Origin of the sequence: Saccharopolyspora antibiotica, from assembly GCF_047200635.1 — a bacterium.
GTDB lineage: Bacteria > Actinomycetota > Actinomycetes > Mycobacteriales > Pseudonocardiaceae > Saccharopolyspora_C.
In genome coordinates this window covers 1-22,676 of the sequence record NZ_JBJZOI010000025.1, presented here as the reverse complement: position 1 = coordinate 22,676, position 22,676 = coordinate 1, and the positions used below count along the sequence as shown (strand labels likewise).

Annotated in this window: 23 protein-coding genes and 1 tRNA gene; 9 read left to right on the top strand and 15 right to left on the bottom strand. The window is 73.7% G+C overall.

The features are described from left to right. Window positions 1-355 precede the first annotated feature (355 nt). Window positions 356-1,855, bottom strand: coding sequence for a bifunctional lysylphosphatidylglycerol synthetase/lysine--tRNA ligase LysX (gene lysX, locus ACL03H_RS20120; protein WP_412812829.1), 1,500 nt, complete (start codon window positions 1,853-1,855; stop codon window positions 356-358). A 269-nt stretch (window positions 1,856-2,124) separates the two neighbouring features. Then, entirely contained in the window at window positions 2,125-3,018 is an 894-nt protein-coding gene (locus tag ACL03H_RS20115) for a CPBP family intramembrane glutamic endopeptidase (protein WP_412812828.1), read from the bottom strand. A 182-nt stretch (window positions 3,019-3,200) separates the two neighbouring features. Between ACL03H_RS20115 and ACL03H_RS20110 the strand changes: the two genes are divergently transcribed. Then, entirely contained in the window at window positions 3,201-4,454 is a 1,254-nt protein-coding gene (locus ACL03H_RS20110; protein ID WP_412812827.1) for a sensor histidine kinase, read from the top strand. Further along, on the top strand, window positions 4,442-5,077 hold the full coding sequence (locus tag ACL03H_RS20105; protein WP_412812826.1) for a response regulator transcription factor: 636 nt from the start codon (window positions 4,442-4,444) through the stop codon (window positions 5,075-5,077). The genes ACL03H_RS20110 and ACL03H_RS20105 overlap by 13 nt, the downstream gene beginning before the upstream one ends. A 57-nt stretch (window positions 5,078-5,134) precedes the next feature. On the opposite strand, the gene ACL03H_RS20100 is transcribed toward ACL03H_RS20105, so the two are convergent. Continuing rightward, window positions 5,135-5,208: transfer RNA gene (locus ACL03H_RS20100), tRNA-Leu, on the bottom strand. A 157-nt stretch (window positions 5,209-5,365) separates the two neighbouring features. Here ACL03H_RS20100 and ACL03H_RS20095 point away from each other — a divergent pair. Next, window positions 5,366-5,587: a DUF3618 domain-containing protein gene (locus tag ACL03H_RS20095; RefSeq protein WP_412812825.1), complete on the top strand. Its 222-nt coding sequence runs from the start codon at window positions 5,366-5,368 to the stop codon at window positions 5,585-5,587. A gap of 60 nt (window positions 5,588-5,647) precedes the next feature. On the opposite strand, the gene ACL03H_RS20090 is transcribed toward ACL03H_RS20095, so the two are convergent. The 9 genes from ACL03H_RS20090 to ACL03H_RS20050 form a co-directional block, all read right to left on the bottom strand. Then, window positions 5,648-6,370 carry an MOSC domain-containing protein gene (locus ACL03H_RS20090; protein WP_412812824.1) on the bottom strand — a complete coding sequence of 241 codons (723 nt, stop codon included), beginning with the start codon at window positions 6,368-6,370 and terminating at the stop codon, window positions 5,648-5,650. A gap of 14 nt (window positions 6,371-6,384) precedes the next feature. Continuing rightward, on the bottom strand, window positions 6,385-7,005 hold the full coding sequence (locus ACL03H_RS20085) for a TetR/AcrR family transcriptional regulator (RefSeq protein ID WP_412812823.1): 621 nt from the start codon (window positions 7,003-7,005) through the stop codon (window positions 6,385-6,387). 49 nt (window positions 7,006-7,054) lie between these two features. Continuing rightward, on the bottom strand, window positions 7,055-7,360 hold the full coding sequence (locus tag ACL03H_RS20080) for a hypothetical protein (protein ID WP_412812822.1): 306 nt from the start codon (window positions 7,358-7,360) through the stop codon (window positions 7,055-7,057). Between the two features lie 135 nt (window positions 7,361-7,495). Beyond that, a complete protein-coding gene (locus ACL03H_RS20075; protein ID WP_412812821.1) occupies window positions 7,496-8,071 on the bottom strand; it encodes a nucleotidyltransferase family protein in 576 nt (191 codons plus the stop codon). Between the two features lie 326 nt (window positions 8,072-8,397). Beyond that, window positions 8,398-8,895, bottom strand: a complete 498-nt coding sequence (locus ACL03H_RS20070) for a nucleoside deaminase (protein WP_412812820.1) — start codon at window positions 8,893-8,895, stop codon at window positions 8,398-8,400. Window positions 8,896-8,920: 25 nt separating this feature from the next. Beyond that, entirely contained in the window at window positions 8,921-11,215 is a 2,295-nt protein-coding gene (pucD, locus tag ACL03H_RS20065; protein ID WP_412812819.1) for a xanthine dehydrogenase subunit D, read from the bottom strand. Continuing rightward, window positions 11,212-12,579, bottom strand: coding sequence for an 8-oxoguanine deaminase (locus ACL03H_RS20060; protein ID WP_412812818.1), 1,368 nt, complete (start codon window positions 12,577-12,579; stop codon window positions 11,212-11,214). Before ACL03H_RS20060 ends, pucD begins: the two co-directional genes overlap by 4 nt. Beyond that, window positions 12,572-13,045, bottom strand: coding sequence for a (2Fe-2S)-binding protein (locus ACL03H_RS20055; RefSeq protein ID WP_412812817.1), 474 nt, complete (start codon window positions 13,043-13,045; stop codon window positions 12,572-12,574). The genes ACL03H_RS20060 and ACL03H_RS20055 overlap by 8 nt, the downstream gene beginning before the upstream one ends. Further along, window positions 13,036-13,917 carry an FAD binding domain-containing protein gene (locus ACL03H_RS20050; RefSeq protein ID WP_412812816.1) on the bottom strand — a complete coding sequence of 294 codons (882 nt, stop codon included), beginning with the start codon at window positions 13,915-13,917 and terminating at the stop codon, window positions 13,036-13,038. The genes ACL03H_RS20055 and ACL03H_RS20050 overlap by 10 nt, the downstream gene beginning before the upstream one ends. 195 nt (window positions 13,918-14,112) lie before the next feature. Here ACL03H_RS20050 and ACL03H_RS20045 point away from each other — a divergent pair, with 195 nt between their 5' ends. The 4 genes from ACL03H_RS20045 to ACL03H_RS20030 all read left to right on the top strand — a co-directional run bounded on the left by ACL03H_RS20045 (window position 14,113) and on the right by ACL03H_RS20030 (window position 18,494). After that, entirely contained in the window at window positions 14,113-15,648 is a 1,536-nt protein-coding gene (locus ACL03H_RS20045) for a helix-turn-helix domain-containing protein (RefSeq protein WP_412812815.1), read from the top strand. 157 nt (window positions 15,649-15,805) lie between these two features. Next, window positions 15,806-17,026 (top strand): type III PLP-dependent enzyme, encoded by a 1,221-nt coding sequence (locus tag ACL03H_RS20040; protein WP_412812814.1) that lies wholly within the window; start codon window positions 15,806-15,808, stop codon window positions 17,024-17,026. A gap of 89 nt (window positions 17,027-17,115) precedes the next feature. After that, entirely contained in the window at window positions 17,116-17,514 is a 399-nt protein-coding gene (speD, locus tag ACL03H_RS20035) for an adenosylmethionine decarboxylase (protein ID WP_412812813.1), read from the top strand. Between the two features lie 107 nt (window positions 17,515-17,621). Next, window positions 17,622-18,494, top strand: coding sequence for a spermidine synthase (locus ACL03H_RS20030; RefSeq protein ID WP_412812812.1), 873 nt, complete (start codon window positions 17,622-17,624; stop codon window positions 18,492-18,494). Between the two features lie 66 nt (window positions 18,495-18,560). On the opposite strand, the gene ACL03H_RS20025 is transcribed toward ACL03H_RS20030, so the two are convergent. After that, complete coding sequence (locus ACL03H_RS20025; RefSeq protein ID WP_412812811.1) at window positions 18,561-19,640, bottom strand: hypothetical protein; 1,080 nt, start codon at window positions 19,638-19,640, stop codon at window positions 18,561-18,563. A gap of 79 nt (window positions 19,641-19,719) precedes the next feature. Between ACL03H_RS20025 and ACL03H_RS20020 the strand changes: the two genes are divergently transcribed. Beyond that, window positions 19,720-20,622 (top strand): ribokinase, encoded by a 903-nt coding sequence (locus tag ACL03H_RS20020; protein WP_412812810.1) that lies wholly within the window; start codon window positions 19,720-19,722, stop codon window positions 20,620-20,622. A gap of 96 nt (window positions 20,623-20,718) precedes the next feature. Here ACL03H_RS20020 and ACL03H_RS20015 read toward each other — a convergent pair whose 3' ends face one another. Further along, window positions 20,719-21,063 (bottom strand): histone-like nucleoid-structuring protein Lsr2, encoded by a 345-nt coding sequence (locus tag ACL03H_RS20015; RefSeq protein ID WP_412812809.1) that lies wholly within the window; start codon window positions 21,061-21,063, stop codon window positions 20,719-20,721. Window positions 21,064-21,464: 401 nt separating this feature from the next. Here ACL03H_RS20015 and ACL03H_RS20010 point away from each other — a divergent pair, with 401 nt between their 5' ends. Then, window positions 21,465-21,938 carry a histone-like nucleoid-structuring protein Lsr2 gene (locus ACL03H_RS20010; protein ID WP_412812808.1) on the top strand — a complete coding sequence of 158 codons (474 nt, stop codon included), beginning with the start codon at window positions 21,465-21,467 and terminating at the stop codon, window positions 21,936-21,938. 320 nt (window positions 21,939-22,258) lie between these two features. On the opposite strand, the gene ACL03H_RS20005 is transcribed toward ACL03H_RS20010, so the two are convergent. Next, on the bottom strand, window positions 22,259-22,477 hold the full coding sequence (locus tag ACL03H_RS20005; RefSeq protein ID WP_412812807.1) for a hypothetical protein: 219 nt from the start codon (window positions 22,475-22,477) through the stop codon (window positions 22,259-22,261). Between the last annotated feature and the right edge of the window lie 199 nt (window positions 22,478-22,676).

Below are 22,676 nucleotides of genomic sequence, written 5' to 3'. Positions count from 1 at the left end.
GATTCCGCTGGCGTTGGTGCCATCGCCGGGGGCGCTGCCGACCGGGGCGCGGGCCCGAACCCGGCGCGCTCGCCGCTGCGGGTCCGGAAGCCGAACGCGGTCGTGGTGATGACCGACGACCAGCGGCTGAACAGCGCGCGGTCCCGGACGCGCAGCGGCTGCTCGGGCTCGGCGGAGTCGTCGTCGACGAGTGCCGCGCCTCGTATCCGCTGTGTCGCCCCTCGCGTTCGACGTGCCCGAGCGGCCAGCTCGCCAACCGCCCGCTCCGGAACCGGGCTGACCGGCGGGGATCGGGGTCCCGGCACGACGAACCCCCGGCGCCGCGCAGGCCCCGGGGGTTCGTCCAGCCTCGGATTCAGTTCGGCTTGACCATCGGGAACAGGATCGTCTCCCGGATCCCCTTGCCGGTGAAGGCCATCAGCATCCGGTCGATGCCGATGCCGACCCCGCCGGTGGGGGGCATCCCGTACTCCAGCGCGCGCAGGAAGTCCTCGTCGAGCTGCATGGCCTCGGCGTCCCCGCCGGCCGCCAGCATCGACTGCTCGGTGAGCCTGCGCCGCTGCTCCACCGGGTCGACCAGTTCGGAGAAGCCGGTGCCCAGCTCCATGCCGAAACCGATCAGGTCCCACTTCTCCGTCAGCAGCGGGTCCTCCCGGTGCTGGCGGGTGAGCGGGCTGGTCTCCAGCGGGAAGTCCCGGACGAAGGTCGGCCGGATCAGCGAGTGCTCGACGAGCTCCTCGAACAGGTGCTCCACCAGCTTGCCCGGGCCCCAGGACGGGTCCCAGGCGATCCCCTTCCCGTCGGCCAGCTCGCGCAGGGTCGCCACGGGCGTGCGGGGGGTGATCTCCGCGCCGAGCGCGTCGGACACCGAGCCGTACAGCGTGATCGACGGCCACTCGCCGCCGAGGTCGATGTCCCCGTGCTCGGGATGGCGCACCACGAAGTCGCCGAACACGGCCCTCGCGGCCTGCCGGATGAGCTCCGCCGTGAGCTCGGCGGCGGTGTCGTAGTCGCCGTAGGCCTCGTAGAACTCCAGCATCGTGAACTCGGGGTTGTGCGTGGAGTCCGCGCCCTCGTTGCGGAAGTTGCGGTTGATCTCGAAGACCTTCTCCACACCGCCGACCACGAGCCGCTTCAGGAACAGCTCCGGCGCGATGCGCAGGTACAGGTCGAGGTCGTAGGCGTTGATGTGCGTGGTGAACGGCCGGGCCGTGGCCCCGCCGTGCACCTGCTGGAGCATCGGGGTCTCGACCTCGAGGTAGTCCCGCTCCAGCAGGACCGACCGCAGCGCCTGCACCGCCTTGCCCCGCTGGTGCACCAGCTGGCGCGCTTCGGGATTGACGATGAGGTCGACGTAGCGCTGCCGCACCCGGGCCTCGGGGTCGGACAGGCCCTTGTGCTTCTCCGGCAGCGGCCGCAGGCACTTCGAGGTCAGGGTCCACTCGTCGGCCATGATCGAGAGCTCGCCGCGCTTCGAGGTGATCACCTCGCCGGTGATGCCCACGTGGTCGCCGAGATCCACATCGGACTTCCAGGCGTCCAGCGCCTCGGCGCCGACCTTGTCCAGCGCCAGCATGATCTGGATGGAGCCGCTGTCGTCGCGGATCGTGGCGAAGCACAGCTTGCCGCCGGTGCGATACAGCAGCACCCGGCCGGTGACGGAGACGCGGTCGCCGGTCGGCGTGTCCGGCTCCAAGCCCTCGTGTTTCTCGCGAACGGGGCCGATCGAGGTGGTGCGCGGGTAGCCGACCGGATAGGGGTCTACCCCGGCCTCGCGCAGCCGGTCCAGCTTCTCCCGCCGGATGCGCATCTGCTCCGGCAAGTCCTCGTGATTCTCGTCCACCGCTTCACTCACCCGGCCATCGTATCGGCCCAGCTCACCAGCCCTGCCGGGGCGTCGACCCCGCCCGCGCCGCCGGGGCCCACCGCCCCCTCGGCGGTGCGGCCCCGGCCGTCGTGCACCTCGGGCACCTGGCCGCCGTCGCGGGGGAGCGGTACGGCGGATGACCGGGGAGGCCGCGACGAGCGGGGGCGCCACCCTCGCGGCCGAGCCCAGCTCGCCGCCCGGCGGCACCACGGGTCGGTCGCCCGGGACGTGGGACGAGGCGGCCCCGCCGCCGCGGCTCACCCGCGCTCCTGCGCCCTCCGGTAACCGAGCCGACCCCGGGTCGCCACGATCAGCACCAGCCCGACGGCCGACCAGGCGATCAGCTGGATGTGCGTCGAATCGCCGTGCGGGTCCACTCCGGGGAACATCTCCAGCCACGCGACGGAGAAGAAGTTGTTCACGCCCACGTGCAAGAGCATCGCCAGCGGCAGGCTCTCCCCGGTGCGGTTGAACACCCAGGTCATGACGAAGCTGAACACCACGGCAGCGAGCACGAACTCGAAGGGCTGCGTCCAGCGCACGTTCGGGTAACCGCCCCACTCGGTGAGGAACAGCGGCAGGTGCCACGCCCCCCACATCACCCCGAGCAGCAGCGTTCCCAGCATCGGACCGAAGCGCGGCTGCATCCGGGGCAGCGCGAAGTCCCGCCAACCCGGCTCCTCGGCGAGCCCGGTCGTGAGCAGCTGCAGCACCAGTGCGGGAACGTAGGCCGCGAACACCCACGCCGGGGGCATCCGCACCTCCCAGCCGGAGAACGGCAGGCTCACCAGGCTCAGCAGCAGCGGCACGCCGAGCAGCACCACCGCGTACCAGACCCAGCTGACCCGCCACCGGAACAACCGCCCGGCCCAGCGCCGGAGCCCGGCCCGCCCGTCGGCGATCGCGGTCACCGCGAACGCCGCCGCGATCGGCCCCAGGTAGGCACCCGGCAGCAACGAGAGCAGCTGCGGACTGCCGAACAGCTCCGGGAAGCGGAAGTGCACCAACCCCATGCCCTGATCGGACAGCACGTAGGGCACCCACGCCGCCCAGCTCAGCCCGAAGGCGAGGACGAAGAACACGAGCATCGGGCGACGGGCGACGAACCCGCCGAGTCCCGAGCGCTGCCGCTCGGGGGAAAGCGCGACCACGGTGGACTTCCTTCCGGGAGGGCGCGGGCGAGATCGGCCCGCGGCGAGGAGCGTCGCGGCGGAGGGCCCGCCGCGGTGATCACCACGCTAGGGCGGAACCCGTTGCGGCACAGCGGCTCCAGCTCCCCGGTTCGGGGTGTAGCCAGCTACACCCCGCCGGTGGTGCCGGGTAGAGTTCGCCGATGTCGCCGCACGTCACGGCGGCAGTGGCCGGGGAGACGATGAACGCAGCGATCAGGCGCAGCGCCGAGGCGGCAGGGGTGCTGCTCGACGCCCTGCGGACCGCCCTGCCCGCTCTGATCGCGGCGCCGTTCGCCCCGCTGCTGATCCTGCTGGTGGCTCTGGTGCCCGAATCGCCCCGGCCGGTGCGCGCGCTCGCGGACCTCGAACGCGCCCGGGTCGGTGCGCTGCTCGGCGTCCCGGTCCCCACGCCGTACCGGGAGCTGGCCGGCGGGCCGTGGCGACGATTCCGCACCGCGCTGGCGGATCCGGCGACGTGGCGCGACCTGCTGTGGCTGCCGGTGCACGGCCTGATCGGCATCCCGGTCGCGGCGCTCGTGATCGGGCTCCCGCCCGCGATCCTCTACAGCCTCACGATGCCCGCCTGGTGGTGGCTGCTCCCACCCGGCACGGCGAGCGCGTTCGTCGACGTCCGGACCTGGCCGCAGGCGCTCACCCTGCCGTTCCTGCAGGCGGCGCTGTACGTGCTGCTCCAGCTGTTCGGCCTGCCGTGGCTGGCGCGCGCGCTGGCCCGGATGTCGGCGTCGCTGCTGCGGCCCACGGGCCGGGCGCTGCTGGCGGAGCGGGTGCGGCGGCTCGCCGAGACCCGCAGCGAGGCGGTCGAATCGCACGGCGCCGAGCTGCGACGCATCGAACGCGACCTGCACGACGGCGTGCAGGCGCAGCTGGTGTCCGCCTCCGTGCGGCTCGGACTCGCCGAGCGCTCCTTCGGCGCCGACCCGGACGGGGCCCGCGCCCTGCTCCGGGAGGCCAGGACGAGCATCGAGGACTCGCTCGGCGAGCTGCGCGGCATCGTCCGCGGCATCTACCCGCCGATCCTCGCCGACCGGGGCCTCGGCGGCGCCGTGCACGCGCTCGCGGGCGGGCGCAGCGTTCCCGTGCTGGTGCGGATCCCCGAGCGGCTGCCGCGACCGCCCGCCCCCGTGGAGGCCGCCGCCTACTTCCTCGTCGCCGAGGCGCTCACCAACGTCACGAAGCACAGCGCCGCCGGGCGCGCCGAAGTCCTCGTCGAACCGGACGGCGACCGCCTCCGGGTGCTCGTGCGCGACGACGGCGTGGGCGGCGCCGACCCCGGCGGCGGCAGCGGTCTGGTCGGCATCCGCCGCAGGCTCGCCGCGCTCGACGGCACCGTCGAGATCACCAGCCCCGCCGGGGGCGGCACCGAGATCGAGGCGGTGCTGCCGTGCGACTGGTGATCGCGGAGGACAACGCCCTGCTGCGGGAGGGGATCGCGCTGCTCGCGGCCTCCGCCGGGCACGAGGTCGTCGGGATCGCCACCAGCGGACCCGCCATCGTGCCCACCCTGCTGGAGCACCGGCCCGACCTCGCCGTCCTCGACGTCCGGATGCCGCCGCACTTCCGGGACGAGGGGCTGCGGGCGGCCCTCGACGTGCGCAGGCTGCTGCCGGGACTGCCGGTGCTGGTGCTGTCCCAGTACGTCGAGCAGACCTACGCCGCCGAACTCCTCGCCTCGGGAGCGGGAGGCACCGGTTACCTGCTCAAGGACCGGGTGGGACGGGTCGAGGAGTTCCTCGAAGCCCTGGAGCGGGTCGCGGCGGGCGGCACCGCCCTGGACCCGGAAGTGGTCTCGCAGCTGCTGAACCGGGGCTCCCCGCTGGCCGCGCTCACCGACCGCGAGCGGGAGGTGCTGCACCTGATGGCGCAGGGACTCGACAACGCCGCGATCTCCAGCGCCCTCGTGGTCACCGAGCGCGCCGTGTCCAAGCACATCGGCAACATCTTCCGCAAGCTCGACCTGCCCGCGGGGGACAGCGGCCACCGGCGCGTGCTGGCGGTGCTCACCTACGTCAACGGGTGAGCGGAGATCCGGCACGCGGTGCTCGGCTGCCCGAGAGCACCGCCGCCCCGGCGTGCGTGAGGCCGGCGGGACTCGAACCCGCACTGGCTAGGACCTAAACCTAGTGCCTCTGCCAATTGGGCTACGGCCCCCAGTGCGGACCAGCCTAACGGGTGGTGATGTCCGTTGTGTCCTCGGCCGGGTGGTTCACTCCGCGGCCCGATCCCCGAGTTCGGGGAACCGTCGGTGGGTCGCTCCGCTGCGTGTGATCTACGGTGTCACCAGCCAGGTGAACATGAGGAGGACGGCGTGGCTCGTGATCCGGACGCCATTCAGCGCGACATCGAGAAGGCGCGCGATTCGCTGGCCGTGACACTGGACGAGTTGACCACCAAGGCGGACCCGAAGCGGTTCGTGGAGTCCGGTAAGGCCAGTGTGCAGGAGAAGTTGAACGATCCGCGGGTGCGCTACGCGATGATCGGTGTCGGCGCGCTGGTCGCCGTCATCGTGGTGCGCAAGATCTTCCGCTGACGAACGGCGCGCCGCGCGGGCGGCGGGCACCGCTGCCCGCGCCCGGCGGATCGGCCCCGGTCAGCCCGGCCGCCGCACCACGACGGCGTCTCCGCGCCGCACCGTGCCGCCGCGGGTGGCGCGCACGATGGTGCCGAACCGGTTGCCGTGCCCCTGGATCAGCCGGGTCTGGAGTTCCTTCCACCGCGCACGTCCGCCCGCGTCCCAGCTCGGCACCACGCACCGCACGCACGGCCCCGAGTCCGGCCCCACGATCTCCAGCCGGACCTCCCCGGCCTCGACGGTCGTGCCGGGCTCCCACTCCAGTTCCGCGAACGGCGCCGCGTCCAGGTCCAGGTGCAGGTTCGGCCGGAACCGCAGCAGGTCCACCTCGTCGCCCAGTTCCGCGCTCAACGCCTCCGCGGTGGAGCGCAGCGTGACGAGCACCGTGGGCCCGCGGTCCTGGTTGCCCACCTCGCTGCGCAGGCTCAGCGGAATTCCCAACGACGACGTCAACGCCTCCGGCAGCGCCGGGTCCTCCCACCGCCAGGCCTTCCCCTCCGGGTCGCGCAGCACCGGCGGACCACCCGGATCCACGACCTCCCCGTACGCGCCGGACCAGTGCAGCAGCGCCGGGTTCTGCCGAACCGTGAGCACCTTGCCCGCGCGGTTCGGTCGCAGGTCCACGAGCACGTGCGCGCGGTCGCCCGCCATGCCGCGCTCGTCGAAGCGGGCCGCGGTCACCGCCTCCCCGCGCAGCGACTTCACCGGCCAGCGGTGCAACCGGGCCACGCTGCCGCGCACCGGCGCCATCCCGCTCAACCGCGGTGCAGGAGGGGCAGCAGGGCGTCGTCCAGCAGGTGATCGACGAAGCGGGAGTCCAGCGGCTCGCCGGTGAGCATCAGCCGGTGCAGCAGGGCCGCGCCGGCCAGCTCCACCACGGTGTCCATCGGCGCCTGCGCGCTGATCTCACCGCGCTGCACGCCGCGGTCCACGATCCGCCGCAGCACATCGCGCTGCGGCAGCAGGAAGGACTCCCGGAACGCCGCCGCCAGCTCGCGCTCGTGCGGCAGCTCGCCCACCAGCGCCTGCGCGGCCTTGCCCGCGGGCCCGGTGAGGAACGCGGCGAACGCGCGCAGGAACTCACCGAGGTCCGCGCGCACGCTGCCCAGGTCCGGTTCGGGGATGTTGCGCTGCACGAGCTCGTTGCACGTGTCGATCACCAGGTCCAGCTTGGACTCCCAGCGCCGGTAGATCGTCGCCTTCCCCGCGCGGGCGCGCGCCGCGACGGCGTCCATGGTCAGCGCGCGGTAGCCGACCTCGGCGAGCACTTCCATCGCCGCCGTGCGCAGCGCGGCGTCTCGCGTGGCGTCCCGGGGGCGTCCGCGGCCGGGAGACCGGTTGCTCCCGTCGGGCAGGCTGCTGGTCGGTGCGTTCACGGCGACCATCCTAGTGAGAAGGGGTGGACCGGGAGGGCCCTGCCGGAGATCACCTGGCGGCGTGCGCGCTCGCGGTGTCGGCAGCGGCCGCGGCCTGCCGGGTCGCCTCGTCGGACAACCCGTGCCGGGCCTGCAAGTACGCGGTGCTGAAGGCGAATCCGTCGCCGTTGAGCAGGTGGATCACGACGCGGCCGCTGGGGTTCGGCGCCAAGTGGTCGATCAGCTGGTCGGCCTGGTCGCGGGCGGCGATGAGGCCCGGGGCCCGGGCAGTGCGGGTGTTCTGCCCGGTCGAGACGGTCACCGACCAGTCGTCGCCGTCCGGCACGTAGTTGGCCGTGATGTGTCCGGTTGCCATGTTGCCTCCCCGTCGGCGCTGTTGCGGACCGGTGACGTCGCACCGTTCCCGGGTCGGCGCGCCTGCCTGGCGGGCGTCGCGGCCGCGGGCGGTGCCGCTCGGCGTCACCTCACGCGTGACAGCCGACTCTACGGGCTAGCGGTGGTCGAGGTCTGCGGGACGGTCGATATCGAAACCTTCCGAGATGCCGTCGCACCTCACCAGGGTGACCGCCCGATCACGGAGGTAACCGCGCGCACCCGCGTCCCCGACCGCGCGGGAGGCGGCCCCTCGCCAGTGCGCCCGGCCGAGCAACACCGGGTGACTGCGGCGGCCCGCCAGCGAAGCGGCGGCCAGCGCGTCCGGAGCGGCGCGGGCGACGACGCGGCGCACGGCCTCGGCCGTGACACCCGGCATGTCGACCGGCAGCACCACGGCGGCCGCGACGTCCGCGGGCTCGTCGTCGAGCGCGGTCAGCGCCGTCCGGAACGAGGAGCCCATGCCGGTGCTCCAGTCCGGATTGGACACCGCGCGGACCCCGCGCAGCTCGGCTTCCGCCCGGACCTGGGCCTCGGCGGCGCCCAGCACCACCAGCACCGGGTCGCAGCCGCCCTCGGCGAGCACGCGGGCGGCGCGGTCCACCAGCAGCGAGCCCCGGTACTCGACGAGCGCCTTCGGCATCCCGAACCGCCGCCCGGCCCCCGCCGCCAGCACCACTCCCGCCACCCGCACCCCGCCGACCCTACCGAGCCCGCCCGGGGAGGCGACTGAGTGAACGGACCGTTCGTCCCATCCCGCTGGATGAACGGTCCGTTCACCCGAACCCGCTCCGGAGCGGTGCCGAAGTGAACGGACCCCTCGTCCAGTCTCGTCGTACGAATGGTCCGTTCACCCCGGAGTCCGCATCGCCGGGGCCGTCGCGAGTGAACGGACCGTTCGTCCCGTCCCGCTGGACCAGCGGTCCGTTCACCCCGGAGTCCGCATCGCCGGGGCCGTCGCGAGTGAACGGACCGTTCGTCCCGTCCCGCTGGACGAACGGTCCGCTCACCCGAACCCGCTCAGTAGGCGATGCGGTCGGGGGTGGCCTGCCAGCGGTGGAAGGGGGCGGCGGGGTCCGCCACCGCGACCTGCCGGACCGTCGTCGGCCAGGGCCGATCGGGGTGGCGGAACAGGTCGTGGAAGGCCCGGTCGTCGAACCCGCCGCGCGCGGCGTCGTCCCGGTCGGCGGCGTACACGACCCGGTCCACCCGGGACCACAGCGCGGCACCGAGGCACATCGGGCACGGCTCGCACGAGCTCACCAGCACGCACCCGCTGAGGCTGAACGAACCCAGCTCCCGGCAGGCGCGGCGCAACGCGGTCACCTCGGCGTGCGCGGTCGGGTCGAGCTCGCTGGTGACGAGGTTGGTGCCGCGGGCGACGACGCGCTCGTCCCGCAGCACGAGGGCACCGAACGGCCCGCCGCCCGCTTCGACGTTGCGGGTGGCGAGTTCGACGGCCTCCGCCGCCCAGCGGGCATCGGCGGTCGAGCGGGAGTCGGAGGAGGTCGTGGACAAGGGGAGGCTCCGGAGGTCGCGGTGATCAGATGAGGTGGTGGGGTGCGACGGGCACGTGGGTGAGGGCCTTGCCGGTGGCCGCGCGGATCGCGGCGACCACGGCCGGGGTCGTGGAGATCGTCGGCGGCTCGCCGACGCCGCGCACCCCGTAGGGCGCGTTCGGGTCGCCGCGTTCGAGGATCGCGACCTCCATCGGCGGCATGTCCAGGACGGTGGGGATGAGGTAGTCGGTGAACGAGGCGTTGCGCATGGCCCCGTCCCGAACCTGGATCTCCTCCATCACGGCGAGTCCGAGACCCTGCGCGCTGCCGCCGTGGATCTGGCCGAGCACGGCGTCGGGGTTGACCGCCTTGCCGACGTCCTGCGCGCAATCCAGCCGCACCACCTTGACCAGTCCCAGCTCGACGTCGACGTCGACGATCGCCCGGTGCGCGGAGAAGGCGTGCTGCACCTGGACCCGTTCGCTGGCCCCGGTCGCGTCCATCGGGAAGGTCGGCCGGTGGTGGTACTCCCGGGTGAGTTCGACGGGGCCGTCCCCGAGCACCTCCGCCAGATCGGCGAGCACCCCGGCCGTCGCCGAGATGACCTTCCCGCCGTGCAGGGACAGCGCGGCGGGCGCCACCCCGTGCAGTTCGGCGGCGCGCAGCAGCACCGCGTCCCGCACGGCCGCGCAGGCCTCCCGCACCGCTCCGCCGGTGACGTAGGTCTGCCGGGACGCGGAGCTGGAGCCGGCGGCGCCTACCGAGGTGTCGTTGGGGTGGATGGTGACCCGCTCGACGCCGAGCTCGGTGCGGGCGATCTGCTGCTGCACCGTGACCAGGCCCTGCCCGACCTCGGCGGCGGCGGTGTGCACCTCGGCGAGCGGTTCGCCGCCGACGAGCCCGAGCCGCACCCGGGCGGTGGAGTAGTCGTCGGCGCCCTCCGAGTAGCAGATGTTCTTGATCGTCACCCCGTAGCCGACCCCGCGCACCACGCCTTCGCCGCGGGTCGTGTTGGACACCCCGCCGGGCAGCTCCCGCAGATCGCGGTCGGCGGGCTCCGGAGGCAGCGGCATCGCCCGCAGCCGGTGCAGCAGCTCGGCCACGGGCGCGGGGAAGTCCAGTCGCTGCCCGGTGGGGAGCTCGTCGCCCTGCTGGACGGCGTTGCGGATCCGCAGGTCCACCGGATCCACGCCGAGCTCCTCGGCGAGCCGGTCCATCTGGGACTCGTAGGCGAAGGTCGGTTGCACGGCGCCGAGCCCGCGCATCGCGCCGCACGGCGGGTTGTTCGTGTAGAGGCCCCAGCACTCCAGGTCCACGTTCGGCACCCGGTACGGGCCGACGCCGAGGGTGGTGGCGTTGCCCACCACCACGGGGGTCTTCGAGGCGTAGGCCCCGCCGTCGAAGTACTGCCGGGCCCGCACGTACACGAGCCTCCCGTCGCGGGTGGCGCCGTGCTCGTAGTGCAACACCGCCGGATGCCGGTGCACGTGCCCGTGGAACGACTCCTCCCGGCCGTAGACCATCTTCACCGGCCGGCCCGTCCGCAGCGCCAGCAGGCACACGTGCACCTGGATGGACAGGTCCTCCCGGCCGCCGAACGCGCCGCCGACGCCGGACAACGTCATCCGCACCAGCTCCGGCGGGAGCCCGAGCGCGGCCGCCGTCTGCGCCCGGTCCGAGTGCAGGTCCTGCGTGGCCAGGTACAGGTCGACCCCGCCGTCCTCGGCGGGCAGCGCGAGCCCCGCCTCGGGCCCGAGGAACGCCTGGTCCTGCATCCCCACGGTGTAGACGCCGGAGACGACGACCTCGGCCGCCGCATCCGGATCACCGCGGCGGATCACCTGGTGGCGCACCACGTTCCCGCTCTCGTGCAGCCGCGGCAGCGTCGTGTCGTGCGCCGCGAGCTCGGCGTCGGTGACGGCGGGCAGCACCTCGTAGCCGACCTCGATGCGCTCCAGCGCGCGCCGCGCCGTCTCCGGGTGGTCGGCGGCGACGAGCGCGACGGGCTCACCCCGGAACCGCACCACGTCCTCGGCCAGCACCGGCTGGTCGCGCTCCTTCACGCCGTAGCGGTTGTCCCCGGGCACGTCCTCGGCGGTGAGCACCGCGCGCACCCCGGCGGTGCGCAGCGCGGGACCCACGTCGATCGAGGTGATCCGGGCGTGCGGGTGCGGGCTGCGCAGCGTCGCGCCCCACAGCATGTCCTCGGCCCACAGGTCCGAGGCGTAGGCGAACTCGCCGCGCACCTTCAGCGCGCCGTCGGGGCGCTGCGGGGACTCCCCGATGCCACCGCCGATCTCGCTGTCGAGGTGCTGCGGAGTGCGCGTCGGGCCGCTCATGGGGCCACCTCCAGGCGTTCGGCGCGGGCGCGGATCGCGGTGCTCGCGGTGCGCAGGTCCCTGGCCAGGTCGACTTCGGACACCGAGCTGAGCCTCCCGTCCTCGACGAGCGGGCGACCGCCGCGCAGCAGCAGCCGCAGCGGAGGCGGCGGACCCAGCACCAGCGCCGCGACCGGGTCCTCGATCCCGGCGTGCTCCAGGCCGTCGAGCCGCCACACCGCGAGGTCGGCGAGCTTGCCGGGCCGCAGCGAGCCGATCTCCTCCTGCCTGCCCAGGCACCGGGCGCCGCCCAGGGTCGCCGCGTGCAGCGCTTCCCGCACCGACAGGGCCGCGGGGCCACCGCGGGCGCGGGCGGTCAGCAGCGCCTGACGCAGCTCCTCGCCGAGCCCGCCCGACTCGTTCGACGCCGCCCCGTCCACGCCGAGCCCCACCGGCACGCCAGCGTCCAGCAGCTCCCGCAGCGGCGCGGTCCCGGCGCCGAGCCTGCCGTTCGAGGCGGGGCAGTGCGCCGACCCGGTACCCGTGCCCGCCAGCCGCGCCACCTCCGGCGCCGTCAGGTGCACGGTGTGCGCGAGCCACACGTCCGGCCCGAGCCAGCCCACGTCGTCGGCGTACTCCACCGGGGTGCGGCCGGTCTCGGCGAGGCACTGCCGCTGCTCGTCGGCGGTCTCCGCGAGGTGGGTGTGCAGCCGCACCCCGCGCGCCCGGGCGAGCTCCGCGCAGTCCCGCAGCAACCGCTCGCTCGCGCTGAACGGCGAGCACGGTCCCACCGCGACCCGCACGGTCGACGACGGCGACGGGTCGTGGAACCGCCCGATCGCCGCGTCCGTGCCCGCCAGCGCCGCGTCCGGGTCCTCCACCAGGGAGTCCGGCGGCAACCCGCCCCGGGACCGGCCCCGGTCCATGGAGCCGCGCACCGCGTGCAGCCGCAGCCCGATGCTCCCGGCCGCGGCCACGACCGCGCCGAACACGTCCCCGCCGCCGCGCGGGAACACGTAGTGGTGATCGGCGGCCGTGGTCGCCCCGGACAGCGCCAGCCGCGCCAGCCCGGCGGCGGCCGCCGCGTGCGCGATGTCCTCGTCCAGCCCCGCCCACACCGGGTACAGCCGCGTCAGCCACTCGAACAGCGGCGCGTCGGCCGCGTAGCCGCGCGTCGCGTGCTGGTACAGGTGGTGGTGGGTGTTGACCAGGCCGGGAGTGATCAGGCAGCCGCGCACGTCGATCCGCTCGCCCGGCCCCGGCTCCGCCCGGCCCGCGCCGACCGCCGCGATGCGGTCGCCCTTGACCACCACGTGCCCCTCGACGTGCTCCGGCCCGTCCACGGTGGCGATCGCGGCGCCGTCGAGCACGATCCGCTCAGCCATCGCCGGACCTCCGCCGCGCCGCCAGCCGCACCGCCTCCATGATCTTCTCGTAGCCGGTGCAGCGGCACAGGTTGCCCGCCAGCGCCTCCCGGATCTCCGCGTCCGCCGGATCGGGCCGCCGCTCCAACAGGTCCGTGGCCTGCACCAGCAGCCCCGGAGTGCAGAACCCGCACTGCACCGCGCCCGCGTCCAGGAACGCCCGCTGCACGTCGCTGAGCTCGTCGCCGACCGCGAGGCCCTCCACGGTGCCGACCTCGCGGCCCTCCACCTGGCCGGCCGCGACCAGGCAGGCGCACACCGGCACCCCGTCCAGGGTCACCGTGCACGAGCCGCACTCGCCCTGCTCGCACGCGTTCTTCGAACCGGGCAGTCCCAGCCGCTCCCGCAGCACGTAGAGCAGGCTCTCGCCCTCCCACACGTCGTCCGCCCGCCGCGGCCGTCCGTTGACGGTGAAGTTCACGCGCATCGCCGCCCCCTCCCGAGGTGCTCGTCCCAGGTGCGGTGCAGCGCGCGCCGCGCCAGCACGCCGAGCGCGTGCCGCCGGTAACCCGCGGTGCCCCGCACGTCGTCGATCGGTGCCGCCGCGGCCGCGACGAGCTCCCCGAACCGGTTCGCCACCAGTTCCGGCAGCGCGCGGGGCCGCGCCCACTGCCCGCTCGCGGTGAGCTCGCCGACCAGGAACCGCTCCGCCGCAGCGGCGCGGAACGGGACGGGTCCGGCCGAGCCGATCCCGGTGCCGACCCGCTCGCGCGCGGGATCCAGCGCCAGCGCGAACGCGCACACCGCGATCACCATCGCGTTGCGCGTGCCGACCTTGGAGAACTGCTGCGGCCCGGCCGCCGGGTCGAGCAGCACGGCGGCGATCAGCTCGTCCTCGGCGAGCACGCTGCGCTTCGGGCCGGTGAAGAACTCCGCGACCGGCACCGTCCGCGTCCCGCGCACCGAGGCCAGCTCCACCTCCGCCCCCGCCGCCAGCAGCGGCGGATGCCCGTCGCCGGCGGGCGAGGCGGAGCCGAGGTTGCCGCCGAGCGTCCCCCGGTTGCGGATCTGCGGGGAGCCCACGGTCCGCGCCGCCATCGCCAACCCGGGCAGCCGGTCGCCCAGCTCCTCGATCAGCCGCGCGTAGGGAACGCCCGCGCCGACGCGCACCCGCCCGCCCGGCTCCGCCCAGTCCCGGAGCTCCGCCACCCCCGTCAGGTCCAGCAGCGCCTCCGGGCGCCGGTGCCCGAAGTTGACCTCGACGAGCACGTCCGTGCCGCCGGCCAGCACGGTCGCCTCCGGGCGGGCCGCCCTGATCTCCAAGGCCTCGCGCCACGAGGCCGGACGCAGGAAGTCCACGGCGCCCTTCTCTCCGTCGGGGGATCGTCAGGTCCCAGTACACAACCGCCGGGCCGGGCAGGACCAGCGGCGGAACACCCGAAATGCCGGACGGGTGACCGGGGCGCCCTCGTGCGTTCCTACGAAGATCGCCCGGGTGGATGACGATCGGGTGAATCCGCCCGGGCCTCCCGGGGCGCGCCGCGGAGGTGCACAGTGAGCGGCGTGCACCTGAGCGACCTGCTCTCCGACCCGGCGCTGGGGCTGACGCTGCTGACCGGCGACGCCGACCGGGTGGTGCGCGGCGTCTGCACGACCGACCTGCTCGACCCGCGCCGCTACCTCAGCGGGGGAGAGCTGGTGCTCACCGGGCTGATGTGGCGCACCGGACCGGCCGACTCCGCCGAGTTCGCCGCCGCGCTGGCCGACGCGGGCGTCGCCGCGATCGCCGCGGGCACCGCGCACCTCGGAAGCACCCCCGCCGACCTCGTGGAGGCCTGCCGCGCGCACGGGCTGCCGCTCGTGGAGGTCCCCCTCGCGCTGAGCTTCGGGACCCTGTCCGAACGGGTCATGGGCGCGCACCGCGGCGCCGGGCGGGAGTGGGTCGCCGCGATCGCCGCGGGCGCCGACCTGGAGCAGGTGCTCGGCCTCGCCGCCGCCGAGCTCGGCACCCGCTGCTGGGTGCTGTCCGGGAGCGGCGCCGTGCTCGCCGGGTCCCCCGATCCGCCGGACCGCGCCGCTCTGCTGTCCGCCCTGCACGGCACCACCGCCGACACCGGCTCCGTGCCGGCCCCGGGCGGGCCCGGCGCGCCGCGCGCCGCGGAGTTCCACGTCGTCGGCGACCGCGGCGAACCGCGCCTCGTCCGCTGGTTCGTCCTCGCCCCCGCCGGGACCGTGCCGAGGGACGCGCTCGCCGAGCTGGCCACCGCCGTCGCCCTCGTGCGCGGCCGGGTCGACCAGGCCCGGCGGCTCGCCGGCCGAGCCGCGGAAGCCGCGCTGCGCGGCCTGCTCGACGGCAGCGCGAGCGCGGCCGAGATCGCCGCCCGCCTGGAGGCCGCTGGTCTGCCTGCCGGTGAACCCCTCCGCGTGGTGCGGCTCTCGACCGACCCCGCGCCCGCGGGCGGTCGGGGCGCGGCAGCCGGGGCGGTGCTGCGCGAGCTCGCCACCGCCACGGGACTGCCCGCCGCCGCGACGCCGCTCGGGGACGCGGCCGCCGCCGTGTTCGCCGCGGGCGCGGACCAGCTCGCCGCGCTGCCCGGGCTGTTCCGCGAGTTCGCCGCCCTCGCCGCCCCCGACGTCCGGCTGTGCACCGGCATCAGCGACACCGGCACCGCCGCCGGGCTCCGCACCGCGCTGGAGGAGGCGGGGCAGGCGCGCGAGCTCGCCGAGCACGACCCGGGCAGCGTCGTCACCGCCGACGCCCTCGCCTCCCACCGGGTGCTGCTCGCCGCCGTTCCCGAGGACCTGCGCCGGTCCTACCGGGACAAGCTGCTCGGCCCGCTCGTCGCCTACGACGCCGCCCACGACGCCGAGCTGGTGCGCACCCTCCGGGTGTTCCTCGACTGCTCCGGCTCCTGGTCCCGGTGCGCCCGGTCGCTGCACCTGCACGTGAACACGCTGCGCTACCGGATCGGCCGCATCGAGCAGATCACCGGGCGGGAACTGGGAAACCTCCCGGCGCGGGTCGACTTCCACCTCGCGCTGCACCTCGTCGACGACCCGCCTGCAGCGCCCGGCCCACCTCTCGTGTGAGTGGTCACATTCGTCCCCGCGGCCCCGGGTGTTTCACCCGATCGGTTCGTAATCCACTGCGTCGACCGGTACCGTGCTTGGTCGGCCCTCGGCCGCCCACCCACCCGGCCCGGCGGTGCACGCCGCGCGAGGCCCGGAGAACACGGAGGTAACGGGATTGACCGACCTGTCCGCCACCACCGGTGTGACGGACCGCCCGAGCGACGGCGACGTCGCCGGAACCGCGGCACGTTCCGCTGACCGGGTCCGGGCCCACCTGGACGCCGCCCGACCCGGCACCCCCTGCCTGGTGCTGGACCTGGCGGCGGTGCGGGAGCGCTACGCGGAACTCCGGACGGCGCTGCCGGACGCGCGGATCTGCTACGCGGTCAAGGCCAATCCCCAACCGGAGGTCGTCGCCGCCCTCGCGGCCCTCGGCTCGTCCTTCGACGTCGCCAGCCCCGGCGAGATCGACCTCTGCCTGGCGCAGGGCGCCGACCCGGGCGCGATCTCCTACGGCAACACCATCAAGAAGCGCGCCGACATCGCCCGCGCTCACGCGCTGGGCGTCCGGCTGTTCGCCACCGACAGCGAGTCCGACCTCACCGCGATCGCCGAGGAGGCCCCCGGCGCCCAGGTGTTCTGCCGCGTCCTGGTGGACAACACCGGCTCCCGCACCCCGTTCGGGCGCAAGTTCGGCTGCCCGCCCGAGACGGCCGTCCGGCTGCTGCACCGCGCCGCCGAGCTGGGGCTCGACCCGTTCGGCGTGTCCTTCCACATCGGATCCCAGCAGCACGACACGGCCGCCTGGGAACACGGCATCCGCGCCGCGGGCGAGGTCTTCCGCGGCCTCGCCGAGCTCGGCGTCGACGCGCGGATGGTGAACCTCGGCGGCGGCCTGCCCGCGCACTACACCGACGCCGCGCCGCCGCTGGCGGACTACGCGCGGAGCATCGAGCGGGCGCTCGACCGCGAGTTCGGCGCGCGGCGCCCGGAGCTCCTGGTCGAACCTGGGCGCCGCCTCGTCGGGGACGCGGGCGTGCTGCGCGGCGAGGTCGTGCTCGTCACCGAGGAGACCGGCTCCGACCGGCGCTGGGTGTACCTCGACGTCGGCCGCTACAACGGGCTCGCCGAGACCGAGGGGGAGGCCATCACCTACCGGCTGCGGACCTCCCGCGACGGAGATCCCACCGGGCCCGTCGTGCTCGCGGGACCCACCTGCGACGGCGACGACGTGATCTACCAGCGCACCCGCTACGAGCTGCCGCTGACCCTGCGTCCCGGGGACGCGGTGGACCTGCTCAGCGCCGGTGCCTACACCGCCAGCTACGCCTCGGTCGGCTTCAACGGCTTCCCGCCGCTGCCGACCTACTGCATCGACGGGCACGAGCGATCCTGACCGCTGCGGACGCACGCCGCAGCGGACGCACGCCGCCCTCGAACGAGCACGTTCCTAGCGAAATCTGCGAAATGTTGGGAGGTCGATAGATGTCGATTGATGCCGGAACCCTGCAACCCGTCGGTCTGTTCACCGGGCAGCACGTACTCGCCGAGCTCGACGGAGTGGACGCGCAGCTGCTCGACGACGAGCAGTTCCTCCGGGACACCCTGCACAGCGCGCTGAGCCGCTCGCAGGCCACGGTGTGCCAGGTGATCGCCAAGCGGTTCGAGCCGCAGGGCGTCACCGTGCTGGCATTGCTGTCGGAATCCCATGCGTCGCTGCACACCTACCCGGAAGAGGGCTCGATCTTCATCGACGTGTTCACCTGCGGGAACACCGCGCAGCCCGAACGCGCGGTGGAGCTGCTCGCGGAGGCCCTGCGCCCCGGCTCGGTGAACACCCGCACCATCCGCCGCGGACGGGACTACGATCCCGATCTGTCGTGACCGGCTCGCCGGCTCGCGCACCCGCGAGCCGGCGAGCAATCCCTCCACAATGGACACCTGAAGTGCGTTCCTGCCCACCCTGGGCGACGTTTCGAGGAGGAGCACCGTTGATCGAAATCGACGGGCAGCGTTGGGTCGACGAACCCCTGGGCGCCGACCTGCGGCGGCTGTGGCGCGTGGACGAGGTCGTGTGGGAAGGCGACACCGCCTACCAGCACGTGCTCATCGCCCGCACCTCGCAGGGCGTGTCGCTGTTCTGCGACGACGACCGGCAGAGCACCGAGTTCTCCCAGCTGGTCTACCACGAGGCCATGCTGGTCCCCGGCTTCCTGCTCGCCGCGAAGCTGGACCGGGTGCTCATCATCGGCTCCAGCGAAGGCGTCGCCAGCCAGCTCGCCGTCGCCGCCGGAGCCACCCGGGTCGACCACGTCGACATCGACGAGGAGTGCGTCCGGGCCTGCGCCGAACACCTGCCCTACGGCTACACCACCGATGAACTGCCCGCGCTGCAACGCGGCGAGGGCCCGATCGCGCTGCACTTCGGCGACGGCGTCGCCTTCCTGGAGCAGGCCCCGCCGGAGGGCTACGACCTCGTCGTGGTCGATCTCCCCGACGAGCGGGCCGACGACGCCGACGGCCAGCACAACCGGCTCTACGGGCTCGAATTCCTGCAGCGCTGCCAGACCGTCCTCGCCCCCGGCGGCGTCGTCGCCTTCCAGGCGGGCTGCCCGACGGTGTGGCGCAACGAGACCCTCGTCCGCGCCTACAACCGGTTCCGCTCGGTGTTCGAGACCGTCACCTACTTCGGCTCCGACGAGCACGAGTGGGCGTTCCTGTTCGGCCGCGCCGAACCGGTCGACGACCCGACGAACCTCATGCTGGAGAACCTGCCGAACAGCCCCTACCAGCCGCGCACCATCGACGACGCCAGCCTCATCGGCAGCACCGTCCCACCGCACTCGGTGCGCAACCAGGACTGAGCAGTGACTCCGAGGGCCCGCCCGATCCGCGCGATCGGGCGGGCCCTCGGCATCGCCCCGGCCAACTCAGAGGAACTGCAGGTACGGGTGCAGCCCCTCGGCCCCCTCCTTCGGGCCGAACCACTGCTCGAAAGCCAGCCCGCGCTCCCGCAACCGCGCCCCCGCCGCCGCGCTCGCGGACTCCGCCGAGCCCTCGTCCGGGCGGACGTCGACGTCGTAGAGCTCGTCGTGCGCGGCGCCGGGGAACGCGGCCGCCGCGAACCGCGCGTAGATCGGCGTGCTCTCCGACCACTCCAGCAACTCCGCGGCCTCCAGCAGCACCTGCGCCTCGTGCACCACCAACCGCAGCGCCAGCGATTCGGCCACGCAGCGCGGCGGCGTCCACACCGGATCCGCCAGCCGCGTCGTCACCGCCGCCGAGGCCAGCAGGAACGCCCGCGCGAACGCCGAGTCGTAGCGGTCGTCGTAGCAGGGCGGGAGCTCTTCCAGCACCAGCAGGCCACGCGCCTCGTCCACGGTCGCGTTGTTGATCGACAACGACAGCTCGTCGTAGAAGATCTCGTCGGTGACCACCCACACCGCGTGCACCAGCGCCCCCGCCGCCAGCCGGGCCGTGACCTCGTCCACGCCCGCCGCGGCGAACGCCTCGGTGCCGAACGCCCGCAACCGCGGCGCGCACTCCAGCAGCGTCCGCCGCCACTGCCGCGACTCCATCGCCGGCTCCGCCGAATCCTCCAGCGCGGCCTCCACCGCCGCCTCCAGCGCGCTGGAATCCTCCGGGGCCAGCACGTCGGCGGCCGCGAGGCTCTGGTTGAACTCGTCCTCGGTGATCCGCACCTTCGAGTCCGCCACCGTCCAGCCGCTCAGCGGCTCGATCTCACCGAGCAGCTCGTCCAGCACCGTCGCCGCGGCCCACTCCGCCGACACCAGCGACGGCGAGTCCAGCACCAGCACCACGGTCGCCCGGTCCGAGGCCGGCGTGATGCGGTAGTCCAGCACGTCGATGTCTGCCTGCTCCGGGCCGGTGACGCCCTCCACGAGCGCGAGCCTGCGGTCCAGCAGCGCCACCACCCCCTGCTGCTGCAACTCGTCGAGTCCCCGCACAGTCCCCGGCGGTTCGAGCTCCGCCGTCACCACGTAGTCCACCGCTGCTCGTCCTCTCCTTCCCCGGATCCTCGGCATGGTACGCACCCGCCGCCGCGCTGAATGGGGGATCATGTGCCGCGTGACGACGACGGTGGCGGTGTTCGGCAGCTGCAACATGGACCTGGTGGCCTACGTCGGAACCGCGCCCGAACGCGGGGAAACCGTGCTCGGCCGCGAATTCCGCACCGCGCCCGGCGGCAAGGGCGCGAACCAGGCCGTCGCGGCCGCGCGGGCCGGAGCCGAGTCGCTGCTCATCGGCGCGATCGGTGAGGACGACTTCGGCGGAGCGCTCCGCGAAGCCCTGCGCGGCTACGGAGTGGGCACCCGAGGCCTGCGCACCGCCCCCGGCAGCAGCGGAACCGCGCACATCGTCGTCGACGACGAGGGCGGGAACTCCATCGTCGTGGTCCCCGGGGCCAACGCGGCGGTCGACGGACTGGCCCCGGGCGACGCGGAACTCATCGCGGGCGCGGACGTGCTGCTGCTGCAACTGGAGATCCCGCTCAGCGGGGTCGCGGCCGCCGCCTCGACCGCGCGCGCCGCGGGAGTGCCGGTCGTGCTGACCCCGGCGCCCGCGGCGGAGCTGCCGGACCGGCTGCTGGCCGACGTGGACCTGCTGGTGCCCAACGAGCACGAAGCGGCCGTCCTCACCGGACGGGCGGGCCCGAGGGACGCGCTGGCGGAACTGCTGCGGCGGGTTCCGGAAGTCGTGATCACGCTCGGATCGGCCGGAGCGCTGCACGGCGATCGGACGGGCGAGGTGCGGGAGGTTCCCGCGCACCAGGTGCGGGCGGTGGACACCACCGCGGCGGGCGACACCTTCGTCGGTGTCCTCGCGGCCAGGCGGGCGGCGGGGTACGACGCCCTCGACGCGCTGCGGGAGGCGTCAGCCGCCTCGGCGCTGGCGGTCGGCCGCCACGGCGCCATGGCGTCGATGCCGACCGCGCAGGAGATCACGCGCTTCCGGAACGAGCGCGGCTGACCGCGGCGGCAGCGAAGACGTGAATGCCGCGCGGTGCCACGTGGACCGGAAATGTCCGGCCTCGCGCTGGCCGCACCGCGCGGCATCCCGACCTGCTCACTGAGCCTTGTCGTAGGCGTCCACGATCTCCGAGGGAATGCGTCCCCGATCCGACACCTGCATGCCCTGCTCCCGGGCCCATTCCCGAATCGCCTGGTTGCGTTCCCGGTCGGCCGCCGTCGGAGCCGCGGCGGCCTTGCCGACCTTCCCCGCGGAGCGCTTGCGACCGCCCGTCCGGCGCGCATTGGAGACGTACGACGCCAGCGAGTCCCGCAGTTTGGCGGCGTTGTCGGCCGACAGGTCGATGGTGTAGTCGACGCCGTCCAGGCTGAACTCGACCGTCGACTCAGCTTCCGACCCGTCGACGTCGTCGACGAGCTGCACGGTGACCTTCTGCGCCACTGGAAAACCCTCGATTCCGGTTCGTTATTGCTGACCTTCGCGCAAGAGCGTACGAAGAACGATCAGAACAATAAACCGTTGTTGCGAAAATGTGCCACCCTGGGTCTCCCAGACGCTGCTACCGGCACCGGAACGGGGAAGTGCCGACCCGTTGTGCCTGAGATTACTTTCTCGATTTCGCGGCCGATCCGCTACCGTGTGTCGCGGGTGGTTCGCCCGGTGGCCCGGGATCGTGGGTCGACGGTGCCCCCGCACGGCGGTTCTCAGCCGCCGGTGGTGCTGTTCTATCGTTGACGCGAGACAACAGCGATGCTGCGTGCTACAACGTGGGTCAGGGTCGCAGGTGTCTCGCCTGCAGGTGTCGCGGATCGAGACGGGGCACGTTCCCGAGACAGGTGATCATGGCCGAGCGGATTCAGGTCGAACTCGTCGACGACATTGACGGGTCGCCAGCCCAGCAGACCGTCACTTTCGCGCTGGACGGTGTGACCTACGAAATCGACTTGAGCGAACGGCACGCGCAGCGCCTGCGCGGGGTGTTCGCTCGATACATCGAGCACGCGCGGGAACCGGAGCGGGAGCGACCCGCTGCTGCCCCGGCGAAGCGCCCGGAACGGGAAGATCGGGATGCCCGCCAGGTGAACCGCCAGCTGACCGAACAGATTCGCGGCGCGGCGCAACGCAGCAAGGATCGGCTCAGCAAGCAGAACGATCTGGAACCCACCGCCGACTCCGCTTCCGCGAGCCCGGTGCGCCTCGAAGATCGCGAGCCGGAACAGGTCATCTCCGAGCGGCGTTCCGAACCCCTCGACGAGCGCCAGAACGCCGCCGTTCCTTCGGTGTCGCTGCCGCAATTCTCCTCCGCCGTGGACTGAAAACCCGGATCCCCGGTCCCGGGCCCAGGCGCACCGAGAGGTCGCCGCCGGACGGGAGGGGTTTCCGCGAACACCCGCGCTCGGCGTTCGGACCCGAGCACACGAGAACCGCATCGTGGTCATCCGCGATGCGGTTCTGCACGTCTTGACCCGTTCGGCCACATGGCCGGGCGCGTGTCCCCGATCCGCCCGCGCACCTCGTCCTCGCGCGCTCCCGCGCGGAGGCATTCGCGCGGCCGGCCGGGCGCCGGTCTCCCGCAACGGGCGTCGCGCCCTCACGCCGAGGCGTTCGGCTGGCCCGGTGAGGTGGTCGCCGGACCTCAGTCGGCGGCGCGGTGCCTGCGCCCCTTCGCGCGCGTGCCCGCGTCGGTCCGCTGCTCGGTGCCGGCGGCCGCGCCCGACTCGGCGCTCTCGGTGAGCGCCGCCGCGAACTCCGGTGGGGAGCTCAGGCCCCAGTTGTCGGCCTCCGGGTCGATCAGCTGCTGCTGCAGCTCCGTGTAGATCGGTGTCGCGTCCACTGATACCCCCTGCCTCTTCATCGGCGAGCAGGTTACCGGCGGGAACCGGCCCCAACCCGGAGAACGCAGGGTGATCACTCGAAGGTGGTCGCCCCGGACCGCCGAACGCTCGGGCGCATACAAGCCGCCATCCGGGTGAAAGCGTGATGACCAGCGGTTTTCACGTTAAGAGGGGGGTGGTGTTCGGGCCGTTTCGCGGGGTGTGTAGATTTCTTTCTGC